Raw genomic sequence first — 13,231 nt, 5'->3', positions numbered from 1 at the left:
GCACGCGAAGCCGCAAACTTGGCAACGCGCGTCGTCGGCGCGATTGGGGAGAACCCAAACGGCCTGTTCAAAGTCTGTGCACAGAAAGCCGGGGATGGCCCGAATTATCGTGCAAGCGTTTGAATCTGCGTGCCTTCGGGATTTGTATAGGAAAAGGTCTCGATGCCCTTTTCGGCCAGTGCATTGATCAGACGCCGCGCGGCGGCGCGATCTTCGAGCGGTCCGGCGAGGAGGCGGTTGGCCTCGCCCCAGGGCGTGACATGCGGCGCGAAACCTTCGAGCAATTCGGGCGCCTGGCGGGCGAAGCGTCGCCAGTCGAAGCCCAGCGCGGTCACATCGCGCCCGGTGGCCAGCTGGACCCAGATGCGCCGGGGATGGTCCGGCACGGCGGGCGCTTCGGGCGCTGCTGCCGCTTCTCGCGGAATGTCGATTGCGGCGAGATCAACGGCGCCGTCCGAGCGCGAACGGCTCGGCATGGGGGCGCTTGTAGTTGTCGCATCCATATCCGCAAAAGCCGCCGCGACCGAAGAGGATGGGCGCGCCATCTCGAGCGTCTCGCTGGTCGCGATGCGGGGCAGCGGCTGGGCTGGATCCGCCGGCAATGTCGCGCCCGTCGTTTCGGCCGTCGCGGCCGCGGACGTTTCCATCCGTTGAGGTGTGGGCGGCGGGGCGTCCTGCACGACCGGGTTCGAGACTGCCTCGTTCGGTTCGGGAGCGCCGAAGGGTTCGCCCGCCGGTTCTAGCCGTGCGCCCGCCGCGCCCTCGCTTGCGAACCGCGCGATGCGCGGATTTTCGCGCCCGATATCGGCGGCGCGCGGGAAGATCCCGAGATTGGCCGCTGCCGCCTGTTGCGGCGGGGTCAGTCGCGGCATGAAGGCAAGATAGGGATTGATCCGCGCTGCAAGGTCGGTCGGCATGACGGCATCGACGATCCCCTCCGCCCGCTCCTGCTTTCCAAGGATTGCAAGGCCAAAGGCGCGCGCGCGGAACGCACCCATGTCGCGCGCTTCGAGAAGCGGGGCGAGTACTTCCTGGAAACGGTCCTGATCCCCCGCGATCGCGTGACTGAGAGCGAGTCGGCGGCGCACCTCGTCATCCTGTGGCCGCAGCGCGAGCGCCTGATCGTAGGCAGACTGCGCCGCGGAATGATTGCCGATCATGTCGAGGGCCAGGCCCTCGTCGCCGAGCAGGTCGGCGGGCTGCGCACCTGCAGCACGCGCTTCGCGAAACAGAGGAATCGCTTCAGTCGGTCGCCCGGATCGCAGATAAACGCGGGCCAGGCCGAGCTTCACACGCGGATTGTCTGGGGCGAGATCGGCGGCGCGACCATAGAACCCGACCGCCGCATCGAGATCGCCCACCTCAAGGGACGCATCGCCGGCCTCGAGCATGGCTCCGACGCTGCGCGGGCTCCGCGCCAGTTCCATCAGCGCGCGGTTCAGCCGCTGAACCTCGACCGACGGCAGCGCCTGCACGACTTCGCGCGAGGTCGATTGCTGCATGGCCGCAGCCGGAACGGCCGCTCCGCCTACCGCCAAAGCGCTCGCGGCAATGCGCAAGAGCGTGCGGCGCAGAAATTGTGGGTTGGTTGTCTTCACAACCTGAAGATAATCACCCACGCCATGCCGTTCCAGTCCTTCGCGAGAGAGCTTACGGCGAACGGATTTGCCGGATCGACGGACCGAGAGCCCGCCCATGCGCGCTGCCATGATGACGAACGAAGATGGCTACTGGTTGTTCTGACGTCCGAGGAAGCGCGGGATCGAGAGCGCGGGTGCGTCGTCGCCGTCATCGTCGTCTTCCTCATCGTCCTCGCTCGAACCCGATGAGCGCGAGAGATTGGCCATCCGCTCGAAGAGGGTTGCACCACCCCCGGAGGCGGCGGCTCCGCTGCCCTGCCCTTTGCCGGTATCGGAGCCGCCGATATCGTCGGCGTCCGTATCGCCGCTACTTCCGAGAATGCCACGGCGACGGCCGCCGGACTGGGCTTCCACCGGGCGATCCTGCGCCGCCAGCCGATCCGCATCAGCAAGCAGATCGTCCTGTTCCTCGTCGGCGCTGTCTGCATCCCCATTCGTTTCAGCCGATCCGGTATATTCGTTGTCGAGGTCGAGCGTTTCCCTGTCGGCATCTTCGGCGGAGCGCTGCTCGCCAGGTGCAGAATGCCCGCTTTCGGAGCGCGGCGGGGGCAGATCGTCCTCGTCCTCCTCCGCACCGCGCAGGCCGGCGAGCGGATCGACGATGCCGTCGACATCGTCTTCCTCGTCGCCCATGTCGTCGCCCGCTTGCATGCCGGAAAGATCGAAGGGTTCGGCTTCGCGCGCAGATTTGCGTTCACTGCCCGTCGGTTCGAGCGCAGCCGGATCATCATCGACAGCGCTGTCGTCCTCGCTCGCGGCAGGCTCATCCGACATTTCGGGAGGACTGGCGGGGATGGTCGGAATGCGCGGCGCGGCGGAAGGGCTTTCGCTCGCGGAAGCTGTAGCAGCGCCCTCTTTGTCCGTTGCGCCCTCACCGCTTTCGGCATTTTCCGACAATTCGAGCACCGGCCGCTTGGGCATGCGCGAGGTCGGGAGCATGGCGGAGCGCTGCTGCGGCATGTCGCCGGTCGCGCTCTGCTCGATCCCGGTCGCGACCACCGAAATGCGAATCTTGCTGTCGAGATCGGGGTTGAAGGCGCTGCCCCAGATGATGTTGGCATCTTCGTCAACGAGATCGCGGATGTAGTTCGCCGCCTCGTCCAGCTCCATCAGGGTCATATCCTCGCCGCCGATGATCGAGATGATCACGCCCTTGGCGCCCTGCATGCTGACTCCGTCGAGCAGCGGATTGGCGATCGCCTGTTCGGCAGCGTCCAGCGCGCGGTTCTCGCCCTCGCCCTCGCCCGTGCCCATCATCGCCTTGCCCATCTCGCTCATCACCGCACGAATATCGGCGAAATCGAGATTGATGAGCCCGGGATTGACGATCAGGTCGGTGATCGAGCGCACGCCCTGCTGCAACACTTCGTCGGCGAGCTGGAATGCTTCCTTGAAGGTGGTCTCGGGCTTGGCGACCAGGAACAGGTTCTGGTTGGGAATGACAATGAGCGTGTCGACATGGCTCTGAAGCTCGGCGATGCCGGCTTCGGCGGCGCGCATCCGCCGTGTGCCCTCGAACAGGAACGGCTTGGTGACGACCCCGACGGTCAGCACTCCCTTGCGCCGCGCGGCTTCGGCGATGACAGGGGCCGCGCCCGTGCCGGTGCCGCCGCCCATCCCGGCCGCGATGAAGACCATGTTGACGCCTTCGAGCGCCTCTTCAATCTGCTCAACCGTTTCCTCAGCTGCGGCCTTGCCCACTTCGGGACGCGCACCCGCGCCAAGACCGCCGGTGATGTCCGGGCCAAGCTGGATGCGATTTTCGGCCGGCGACTGGCTAAGCGCCTGAGCATCGGTGTTGGCGACGATGAAGGAGACCCCGTCGATCTCGCTATCGATCATGTTGGCGATCGCGTTGCCGCCCGCGCCGCCGATCCCGATCACCGTGATCCGGGGCCGAAGTTCGTCGCTGGCGGCAGGTCCGATATTGATGCTCATCTTGCGTATTTCCTATCAGGCGCCGGGGCATAGGGTCGCGCTGGTTCCCCGGAAAGCGCGCGTATTGTGTGACACAATCGTATACACCCCGTTATACCGCATACATCCTTATCCACAATCGCCGGACGGGCAGGCGGGCGCGCGCTTGGATCGCTTCAGAAATTCTCACGCAGCGCGCGCCACAGCTTGCCGATGGACAGGAGGGGGTGAAGCGAGCCGCCGAAGTCGCGCAGCGGCGTTCCCGCTGCACCGACGGCACGAATGTCGATCGGATCGGCTGCGGCATAAAGGCACAGGCCGGCCAGCCCCGAAAAGCCGGGCGTCGCATGCGCTTCGGGCAGACCGGTCAGCGGTGGGGCGCGCCCGATCCGCACCGGCATGCCGAGCGCGCTCTGGGTGAACTCGTCGAGCCCGGCAAGTTCGGCGCCGCCGCCCGTCAACACCACCTGCCCCCCGCGTGCGCCGGCAAAACCGAGCGCCTTCAGCGCCTTGCCGATCTCGTTCGTCAACTGACCCTGTGCCTGGGTGATCACCGAGATCAGCTCGGCGCGCGCGATCCGATTGCGATCGTCCGCTCCGCGCGCCTGCAGTCCGGCCGGTTCGCCGCCCGGCCCCTCGTTCGGGCCGCTGACCGGGATCATCTCGCGGTGATCGCTGGGCGAGGCGATCGCCGATCCCGATACGCATTTAAGACGCTCGGCCTGGAAGCGGCGGATGCCGAAAGCGCTGGCGACCGCATCGGTGATATCGCCCGACCCGAGCGGAATGGCACGCAGGCCGAGCAGCATGCCCGAAGCGAAGACCGCGACATTGGTGACGTCTGAACCGACTTCGACCAGCGCGACGCCGAGATCGCGCTCCTCTTCCGTAAGGCAGGCATAGCCCGAGGCAAGCGGCGCGGCGACCACCGCCTCGACGTCGAGATGCGCGCTTTGCACCGCCTCCATCAGGTTGCGCACGGGCGCCCCGTCGGCGAGCATGACGTGGATATCGACGCCGAGCCGTTCGGCATGCAGTCCGCGCGGATTGGCGACGCCATGGGCGCCGTCGAGCGTGTAATGTGCGGGGATCGCGTGCAGGACGCTATGCGCGTCGGGATGGATCATGTCGCGCGCCTCGATCAGCAAGTGCTCGACATCCTCCTCCTCGATCCGGCGCCCGCCGATCTCGATCTCGACCTTCGACACCTCGCTCCTCAGCCCCGCCCCGGCGCAGGCGATCCAGACGCTCTGGATATTGGTGCCGGCATTCTTTTCCGCGCGCTCGACCGCGTCGCGAATGGCATAGGTGGCCGCTTTCATGTCGGTGATGTAGCCGCGCTTGACCCCGTTGCTGGCGCGGTGTCCCGAACCGAGCACGACGAGATCGCCTGTGTCGGTTTCCCCCATGATCATTGCCGAGATGCGGAAGGAGCCGATGTTCACGGCCCCGAACACCTTCGCGATGCGGGCATTGGGGGCTGCGGTCCGCGGAGAGCTGACGGCCATTATTCGCTGATCCCCGCGGCGGCTTCCTCCAGCGCGATCGCATCGGCGCGTCCGGGCACACGCATATAGATGCGCGGCGGCGAGCGCATGTCGAAGGTTGCGACCTGTCCACCGATTAAGCGGTTCTGCCCGTCCATCCGCGCAAATTTGACGAGCGCGCTCGCACCCTCGTCGTCGCCTTCGGGAAGGGCGAGGACCTGTCCGCTCCCGAAGGTCAGATTCCAGCGACGATTGCCGATCCATTCGGCGGCCGCCACCTGCGGGCCCATGGCGGGTGCGGCGGCGAGCAGACGGTCGAGCGCGGCGACCTGGCGCGCGGCCCCCGGCCCCGATACGCGCAGATAGTCCGCCGCATCCTCGCGCGCGATCGGTGCAAGTTCGGCGCCGTCGCGATCGATCAGCATCAGCCGGTCGGGCTTCTCCAGGACAGCGTGGGGCTCGCGCTCGACGATGTCGATGGCGAGGGTGGCGGGCAGCTGCGCCGAAACGCGCGCGTCCTTGACCCATGGCAATGTTCGCAACTCGGCGCGCAGAGCCTCCAGCTCGACCAGCGGCATCGGCCGGTCGCGCTGCGCCAGCGCCCTTGCATAGACCTGGCGCTCGTCCATGCGGTTGGTGCCGGTGACGCGCACATGCTTGACCTCGAAACCGGCATCGGACGCCATCGCCGCGACCTGCGCCTGCGCCATGGCTGGAACGCCGGCGAGGTTGGCGATGACGAAGCCGAGACCGACCATGGCACCGATGATGAGCGTGAGCCAGATCGTGCTCCACTGATCTTCGGAGAACGGCAGCAGCGCCAATGCCCTGTCGACGATACCGCCGGTCGCCGCCTTCGCCCGCCGCGCGCCGGCGGACCGCCCTTGCGACTTTGCGGCGCGCCGCACACCCTTGCTGCCCGAGCGGGTGATCCTAGCCATCGTCGACCACCTTCCTCGCGGGGACCTTGCCCGCATGTACCCGCAGCGCCTCCATCACGATCAGCTCGACCAGTTCGGCATAGCCGATCCCGGCGTGGCGCGCCTGTTCGGGCACGAGGCTGAGCGGGGTCATGCCCGGCTGGGTGTTGGTCTCCAGCACGAACAGCCCAGCCTCACCCGCTTCGTCATCCCAGCGGAAATCGGTCCGGCTGGTGCCGTGGCAGCCGAGGATCTGGTGCGCGCGCAGGGCATAGTCTTCGCACAGGGCGGCAATGTCCGGCGGGATCTCCGCGGGGCAGACATGCCGGGTGCGGCCTTCGGTATACTTGTGCTCGTAATCGTAAAAGCCGTTCTCGATCACCAGTTCGGTAACCCCGAGGGCGCGCGGACCCTCGGCGCCGTCGATCACCGCGGTGGTGAGTTCGCGTCCCTTGATGAACGGCTCGGCCAGCAGCTCGGCAAAGTCCTGCCAGGGACCGGGCGCATCGCGCGCGATCGGATTGCCGCAATTCGCATCTTCGGTAACGATCGCGACGCCCACCGACGAACCTTCGTTGACGGGCTTTAAGACATAGGGCCGGGGCAGCGGATCGCGCTCGAACAGTTCCTCGCGCGGGACCATGCGCCCTTCGGGCATGGGAATGCCGCGGGGCACCAGCGCCTGCTTGCTCAATTGCTTGTCGATCGCGACGACCGAGGCGGCGAGCCCCGAATGGGTATAGGCGATGCCCATCAGGTCGAGCATTCCCTGCACCGTGCCGTCTTCGCCCGGCACCCCGTGCAGCGCGTTGAAGACGAGGTCTGGGCGTAGTTCATCGAGACGGCGCGCGACGTCGCGGTCCATGTCGATCCGGGTTACGCGGTGGCCGTTCATCTCGAGCGCGTCGGCCACGCCCTCGCCGCTCATCAGAGATACCTCGCGCTCGTTTGCCCAACCCCCCATCAGGACGGCGATATGCAGCGGCGGTTTATTGTTTGCGCGTTCGCGGTTCAGGGCCCGGTTCATGGCCGCCCCACCCGCTGAATTTCCCATTCGAGAACCACGCCCGAATCCTCGTAGACCTTCTTGCGCACCAGTTCGCCCAGCTCCTCGATATCGGCGCTGGTCGCCTCGCCCGTATTCAGCAGGAAATTGGTGTGCTTGTCGGATACCTTGGCCCCGCCATGGGTCATGCCGCGGCATCCGGCGGCATCGATCAGCTCCCATGCCTTGTGGCCTTCGGGATTCTTGAAGGTCGAGCCGCCGGTCTTGGTGCGCAGCGGCTGTGATCCCTCGCGCGCCTCGGCGATCCGGTCCATCTCCGCACCGATCGCGTCCGGATCGCCGGGCGTGCCGCGAAAACGCGCCGACACCACTATCGAACCTTCGGGCAGGCGCGAATGGCGGTAGGAATATTCGAGGTCGCTTGCGGGTAGAGTGACGAAGTCGCCGCTCGGCAGGATGACGTCGCAATCCACCAGCACGTCCGCCACTTCGCGGCCATAGGCGCCGCCATTCATGCGCACGAAGCCGCCAACCGTGCCGGGAATGCCGCGCAGGAATTCGAGCCCCGCAATCCCCGCATCGCGCGCGGTTGAGGCGGCGAGGATGCCGGGCGCGCCGGCGCTGCAGGTGATCTCGGTCTCGCCGGTTACCTCGACATCGGCGAACGGCTTGCCCAGCCGCACGACGACGCCCGGAATGCCGCCATCGCGCACGATCAGGTTGGAGCCCAGCCCCAGCGCCATCAGCGGCAGCGCCCCGTCCAGCCGCTCGACGAAGGTGCGCAGATCGTCGAGGTCGGCAGGTTCGAACAGCCAGTCGGCCGGACCGCCGGTCTTGAACCAGACGAGTTTCGCAAGCGGCGCATTGGGCGTGAGTGGGCCGCGAATGCCGGCCATCGGCACCGGCGCACCAGTATCGCCTTCGACCGCGCAGGTCGGCGCGCGGCCATCATCATGCGGAAACCCGTCATCGGGCTGCACCATCATCGTCATGCGCCCCGCTCTGCTGCGATTGCCTCGCCGAGAACAGCCGCCCAGCGCGTGATATCCCCCGCGCCGAGGCAGACGACCATGTCGCCGGGCGCGAGCTCCTCGGCCAGGGTCGCGGCGAGATCGTCGACGTCCTGGATGGTGCGCGCGCTGCGATGGCCGCGCGATTTAAGCCCGGCGACGAGCGCCGCGGCATCGACGCCTGCGATCGGTTCCTCGCCCGCCTCGTAGACCGGGGCGACAAACACCATATCGGCCTCATTGAAGCAGGTCTGGAAGTCGTCCATGAGATTGCTCAGCCGGGTGTAGCGATGCGGCTGCGCGACGGCGATGACGCGCCCACCCTCTCCCCTCGGACCGCCGGCAGCCTCGGTCGCCTCGCGTGCGGCGGCGAGAACGGCGCGGATTTCGACCGGATGATGCGCATAATCGTCGACGATCGTCGCCTCACCGGAGGGAAAAGGCACGGTGCCGACCTTGCTGAAGCGCCGGCGCACGCCCGAAAAACTCTCGAAGCCCTTGCAGATGACCTCGTTGGGGCACCCCATCTCGATAGAGACCGCGATTGCGGCGAGCGCGTTCTGAACGTTGTGCCGTCCGGGCATGGGCAGGTGGACGCCCTCGATCCGGCGGTCCTCTTCGCCGCGTTGGCGGACGATGACGTCGAAGGTGCTGCCCCCTTCGACCGGGCAGACATTGACGCCGCAAATGTCGGCCTGGAGCGAGAAGCCGTAGGTCACGACCTTGCGATCGCGCACCTCGCCGATGACCGCTTGGACCTCGGGATGATCGACGCACAATATCGCCGCGCCGTAAAATGGCACGTTGTGGATGAATTCGACGAAGGCGCGCTTCACCCCGTCGAAATCGCCGTAATGGTCGAGATGTTCGGGATCGATATTGGTGACCACCGCGATCGTCCCGTCGAGGCGCAGGAAGCTGCCGTCGCTCTCGTCGGCCTCGATCACCATCCAGTCGCTGTCGCCCATCCGGGCGTTGGAGCCATATTGCTCGATGATGCCGCCATTGATGACGGTGGGGTCGATATTGCCGCTATCGAGCAGGCTGGCGATCATGCTGGTGGTGGTGGTCTTGCCGTGCGTGCCGGCCACTGCAATGGTCGATTTGAGGCGCATGAGCTCGGCGAGCATTTCGGCGCGGCGGACCACCGGGATGCGGTTTTCGAGCGCATGGGCGACCTCGGGATTGGTCCGGCGCACGGCGGTGGAGGTGACGACGACGGCGGCGCCTTCGACGTTCTCCTTTGCGTGTCCGATCTTCACCGGAACGCCCTGTTCGCGCAGGCGCATAACGCCCGGGCCTTCCTTGAGGTCGGAGCCCTGCACCTTGTAGCCGAGATTGTGCATCACCTCGGCGATCCCGGACATGCCGATCCCGCCGATCCCGACGAAATGAATGGTGCCGATATCGGTGCCAACGCCTCTCATCTGACATGTTCTCGCGTGGCCGGTTTGGCGACGGCGGCACGCTGCGAGGCTCCGCGCGCATTGTTCGCGCCGACCCTGATGACGTCCATGAGATCGATCCCGCCGATGCTTTCGACCAGGTCGGCAAGATCGCGCACCGCGTTGGGCCGCCCGCAATTCCATGCGCCATGCGCAGCGTTGGCGAGGCTGCCCGGTTTCTGCGCAAGCGCTTGGATCTGCTTGGCAAGTTCCTTCGGTGTGAAACGCTCCTGCCGGATCATGCGCGCTCCGCCCGCCTTGACCATCTCGCGGGTATTGGCCGCCTGGTGATCGTCGGTCGCGATCGGCAGCGGCACGAGGATCGCTGGGCGACCCACCGCGGTCAGTTCGGCAATGGTCGATGCGCCGGCGCGCCCGATGAAGAGATGGGTGCACGCCAGCCTTTCGTGCATATCCTCGAAATAGGTCCCGAGTTCGGCCGGGATATCGTGGCTGGCATAGCGCTCGCGCACCGCTTCCACATCCTCGGGCCGGCATTGCTGCGTGATCTGAAGCCGCTGACGCAGCGCAGGTGGCAGCATGGCAAGTCCATCAGGCACCACTTCGGACAGCACCCGCGCGCCCTGGCTGCCGCCGGTCACGAGGACGCGCAACAGGCCCTCCTCGGTCAGGCGAGGAAAGTCCTCGTCGCGCAGGGCCAGCACCTCTTCGCGCACGGGATTGCCGACCAGATGGGTCTTGGCCGCATATTTGGGTTTGAGGCGCGCGACCTCGGGATAGGAGGTGGCGATCGCATCGACCGATCCTGCAAGCAACCGGTTCACGCGGCCCAGCACCGCGTTCTGCTCGTGGACGATTGCGGGCAGTTTGGCGGAGCCTGCCGCTAGCAGCGCGGGGAAAGCGGGATAGCCCCCGAAACCCACGATAGCGGCCGGCTCGAAACTCTCGAACAGTCGCAAGGCCATGCTGCGCCCTTCGAGCACGGCGCGCGCACCCGCAAACCAGCGCAATGGGTTCTTGCCGAACCGACCAGCGGGCAGGATATGCGCCGGCAGGAAGTCGGGCTTCCCCGGAATGGCCGCCCCGCGCTCGTCGGTGATCAGCGCCGAATGATGGCCGCGTGCGTGCAATTCGTTCGCCAGGGCAAAGGCGGGGATCAAATGACCGCCCGTTCCGCCGGCCGCCAGTACGAAATGCCGCGATGCGCCGCCTGGTCTTTCGCTGGTCATGCGCGGTGGCCCCTTTCGCCTGGCTGAAGCGTCGTTTTCGGGCCGGCCAGCAATTCCGAGAGCCCGCCGCGATCGCGTCCGAGGAACGGATTGCGCCGCGTAATTGCCAATAACAGCCCACAGGTCAAACACACCGCGAGCGTCGACGATCCCCCGTAGCTGATAAGCGGCAGCGTCATGCCCTTGGACGGGAACAGCTGGAGATTGACCGCCATGTTGATGAAGGCCTGACCGCCGATCACGGTGGCAAGGCCCGCCCCCGCCAACAGTGCGAACAGATCTTCCTCGCCGACCAGTCGGATGAGCGCGCGCACGATGATCGCGAGGTAGAGCGCAAGGATGATCGCGCAGGTGACCAGACCGAACTCCTCGCCGATGACCGAGAAGATATAGTCGGTATGCGCCTCGGGCAGGTTCATCTTGCGCGTGCCGAGCCACAGCCCGCTCCCGGTCCAGCCACCGGCCAGAAGCGTACGCTGGGCGAGATCGACCTGGTCGAAAGCAGTGCCGCCGCCGAAAAAGCTGTCGATGCGGTAACGCGCATTGTCGTAGAACAGGTAGGCGGCCGTAAGCGCGCCCAGACCGCCTGCGATGAGCGCCCCGATCCGCGCCGGCGAAATGCCCGAAAGCAGGACCAGCACGAACCATACGCCCGCGAACAGGATCGTCGCGCCCAGATTGGGCTGCATCATCAGCAACGCGGCGACAAGCGCCATGGTGAGCGTCGCGTAGCCGACCACCGGCAGGCTCGTGTCCCGGAGCCTCCACGAGAGCATCCAGGCCAGCAGGATCGCGAAACCGGGTTTCAGAAATTCGCTCGGCTGGAGCGAGATGCCAAAGTCGAGCCAGCGGCGCGCGCCGTTCTTCTCGGCGCCGATAAGCGGCACGAGCAAAAGCAGGAACAGCATGACCGCGGCGAGCAATATGCCGAGCCTTCGCGCATCCGGACGGCTGACGAAGGACACCGCCAGCATCAGGCCGAGCCCGAGCAGCTGAAAGACGATATGCCGCTGGAAGAAGGCGAATTCGGAAACGGCGTATTGCTTGCCTCCGGCCGGCGAGGCGGCAAGCACCGCGACCATGCCGAGTGCCATCAGCAGCACGATCAGGAACAGAAGCACCTTGTCGATCTCGCGCCACCAGATGCGCACCGCTTCGCGAAGGGCACGCGGCACTGGCGGGGCGGAGCGCGGCTCCACCCCGGAGGCGAGCGGCGGGGCGGTCATGATGTGGCTCCCGGAAGCGGCGCCGCCTCGCAACCGGCGATGACCCCGACCAGTTGGCGGAAATGCTCGCCGCGCTTTTCGTAATCGCGAAACTGGTCGAAGCTGGCGCAGGCCGGCGACAGCAGGACGACATCGCCCGGCTGCGCCGCTTCGCTCGCCCGGCGCACCGCTTCGCTCACGAGTTCACAGCGCTCGACATGGAGACCCGCTTCCTCGAGCAGCGCGGCAAAGCGCGGTCCCGCTTCGCCGACCGTGTAGGCGGCGGCGATATTGCCGAGCGCGTCTTCGCATTCGCCAAGGTCGTCCTCCTTTGCCAACCCGCCGACGATCCAGTGCACCCGAGGCGCTCCGCCGCGTATGGCGGGATCGGGCGTAAATGCGGCGAGCGCCGGCGCCGCGGAAGCGGGATTGGTCGCCTTGCTGTCGTTGACGAACAGTGTATCGCCCGCCGAGCCGACGATCTCCATCCGGTGAGGCAGGCCGCGAAAGCGCGGAAGAGCGTGCTCCCACTGCGCTCGCGTCACCCCCAATTCCTCGGCGATCGCGACGGCAACCGCCACATTCTCCAGATTGTGGGGGCCCTGGAGGCCGGGCCATTGGTTTTGCAGCGGGCGCAGCGCGTCGAGATCGGCTGCCACCGCACGCCCCTCGGGCCGCCGGGAAGCCTCCCGGCGATAGACCTCTCCCACCGGCTGTGCGAGCGAGCCGAACACGGCAAGCCGGTGCGCGGACTGCATTTCGAAGAGGCGCGCCTTGGAGCCCGCATAGGCGATGAAACCGGCATAGCGATCGAGGTGATCGGGCGTAATATTAGTCAGCGCCGCGACGTCGCAATCGAGGCTGCGCGTCAGGTCGATCTGGTAGCTCGACAGTTCGAGCACGTAGACGCCTTCGCCGTTCTCGTTCGGCGTGAGCGGCTCCTGCGCCATGATCGCCTCGCCGATATTGCCGCCGAGCAGCGTGGGAAGGCCCGCCATCTGCAGGATGTGATGGACCAGAGCGACACTGGTCGATTTGCCGTTAGTGCCGGTAATCCCGACGACGCGGTGCGGGGGAAGATCGCCGCGCGCGCGCGCAAACAGCTCGATATCGCCGATGATGGGCACGTCGAAGCGTTCGGCATGATCGCTGATCGGGTGGGTATTAAGCGGCACGCCGGGCGAGACGACCAGCGCGGCGTAGCCCGTGAGATCGCTTTGCAGCGGATCGGCGATCTCGCAGCGCCCTTCGAACGGTGCGCGCGCTTCCTCCTGCCGGTCCCAAACGCTGACCTTCGCCCCGCTCGCGATCAGCGCCTCGGCCGCCGCCGCGCCCGAACGCGCAAGGCCAAGCACGCCGTAACGCCGGTCTGCAAAGATGGGAGAGGTGATCATGCCTTGCCTCGCCTCCC

10 protein-coding genes are annotated in these 13,231 nt (G+C 66.5%); all 10 read right to left on the bottom strand.

Annotation, left to right across the window (positions count from 1 at the left end):
• Positions 1-104 precede the first annotated feature (104 nt).
• On the bottom strand, positions 105-1,619 hold the full coding sequence (locus V2I30_RS04190) for a tetratricopeptide repeat protein (RefSeq protein WP_330660824.1): 1,515 nt from the start codon (positions 1,617-1,619) through the stop codon (positions 105-107).
• Positions 1,620-1,727: 108 nt separating this feature from the next.
• Positions 1,728-3,578, bottom strand: a complete 1,851-nt coding sequence (gene ftsZ, locus V2I30_RS04185; protein WP_330660823.1) for a cell division protein FtsZ — start codon at positions 3,576-3,578, stop codon at positions 1,728-1,730.
• 155 nt (positions 3,579-3,733) lie between these two features.
• A complete protein-coding gene (ftsA, locus tag V2I30_RS04180) occupies positions 3,734-5,065 on the bottom strand; it encodes a cell division protein FtsA (protein WP_330660821.1) in 1,332 nt (443 codons plus the stop codon).
• Positions 5,065-5,985 carry a cell division protein FtsQ/DivIB gene (locus tag V2I30_RS04175; RefSeq protein ID WP_330660820.1) on the bottom strand — a complete coding sequence of 307 codons (921 nt, stop codon included), beginning with the start codon at positions 5,983-5,985 and terminating at the stop codon, positions 5,065-5,067. The genes ftsA and V2I30_RS04175 overlap by 1 nt, the downstream gene beginning before the upstream one ends.
• Positions 5,978-6,991, bottom strand: a complete 1,014-nt coding sequence (locus V2I30_RS04170; protein ID WP_330660819.1) for a D-alanine--D-alanine ligase — start codon at positions 6,989-6,991, stop codon at positions 5,978-5,980. Before V2I30_RS04170 ends, V2I30_RS04175 begins: the two co-directional genes overlap by 8 nt.
• On the bottom strand, positions 6,988-7,953 hold the full coding sequence (murB, locus tag V2I30_RS04165; RefSeq protein WP_442896901.1) for a UDP-N-acetylmuramate dehydrogenase: 966 nt from the start codon (positions 7,951-7,953) through the stop codon (positions 6,988-6,990). Before murB ends, V2I30_RS04170 begins: the two co-directional genes overlap by 4 nt.
• 5 nt (positions 7,954-7,958) lie before the next feature.
• On the bottom strand, positions 7,959-9,407 hold the full coding sequence (murC, locus tag V2I30_RS04160; protein ID WP_330660818.1) for a UDP-N-acetylmuramate--L-alanine ligase: 1,449 nt from the start codon (positions 9,405-9,407) through the stop codon (positions 7,959-7,961).
• Entirely contained in the window at positions 9,404-10,615 is a 1,212-nt protein-coding gene (gene murG / locus V2I30_RS04155; RefSeq protein WP_330660817.1) for an undecaprenyldiphospho-muramoylpentapeptide beta-N-acetylglucosaminyltransferase, read from the bottom strand. Before murG ends, murC begins: the two co-directional genes overlap by 4 nt.
• Positions 10,612-11,841, bottom strand: a complete 1,230-nt coding sequence (locus V2I30_RS04150; RefSeq protein WP_330660816.1) for an FtsW/RodA/SpoVE family cell cycle protein — start codon at positions 11,839-11,841, stop codon at positions 10,612-10,614. Before V2I30_RS04150 ends, murG begins: the two co-directional genes overlap by 4 nt.
• A complete protein-coding gene (gene murD, locus V2I30_RS04145) occupies positions 11,838-13,214 on the bottom strand; it encodes a UDP-N-acetylmuramoyl-L-alanine--D-glutamate ligase (protein WP_330660815.1) in 1,377 nt (458 codons plus the stop codon). The genes V2I30_RS04150 and murD overlap by 4 nt, the downstream gene beginning before the upstream one ends.
• Positions 13,215-13,231: the final 17 nt, after the last annotated feature.

The sequence above is a fragment of the Erythrobacter sp. genome (assembly GCF_036351135.1).
GTDB lineage: Bacteria > Pseudomonadota > Alphaproteobacteria > Sphingomonadales > Sphingomonadaceae > Erythrobacter.
The sequence above is the reverse complement of the archived record's forward strand: the minus strand, read 5'-3'. Positions and strand labels throughout refer to the sequence as shown.

Coding starts and splice junctions, on each gene's coding strand:
- ftsZ (WP_330660823.1), bottom strand. CDS start 3,578: ATGAGCATCAATATCGGACCTGCCGCCAGCGACGAACTTCGGCCCCGG.
- ftsA (WP_330660821.1), bottom strand. CDS start 5,065: ATGGCCGTCAGCTCTCCGCGGACCGCAGCCCCCAATGCCCGCATCGCG.
- V2I30_RS04175 (WP_330660820.1), bottom strand. CDS start 5,985: ATGGCTAGGATCACCCGCTCGGGCAGCAAGGGTGTGCGGCGCGCCGCA.
- V2I30_RS04170 (WP_330660819.1), bottom strand. CDS start 6,991: ATGAACCGGGCCCTGAACCGCGAACGCGCAAACAATAAACCGCCGCTG.
- murB (WP_442896901.1), bottom strand. CDS start 7,953: ATGGTGCAGCCCGATGACGGGTTTCCGCATGATGATGGCCGCGCGCCG.
- murC (WP_330660818.1), bottom strand. CDS start 9,407: ATGAGAGGCGTTGGCACCGATATCGGCACCATTCATTTCGTCGGGATC.
- murG (WP_330660817.1), bottom strand. CDS start 10,615: ATGACCAGCGAAAGACCAGGCGGCGCATCGCGGCATTTCGTACTGGCG.
- V2I30_RS04150 (WP_330660816.1), bottom strand. CDS start 11,841: ATGACCGCCCCGCCGCTCGCCTCCGGGGTGGAGCCGCGCTCCGCCCCG.
- murD (WP_330660815.1), bottom strand. CDS start 13,214: ATGATCACCTCTCCCATCTTTGCAGACCGGCGTTACGGCGTGCTTGGC.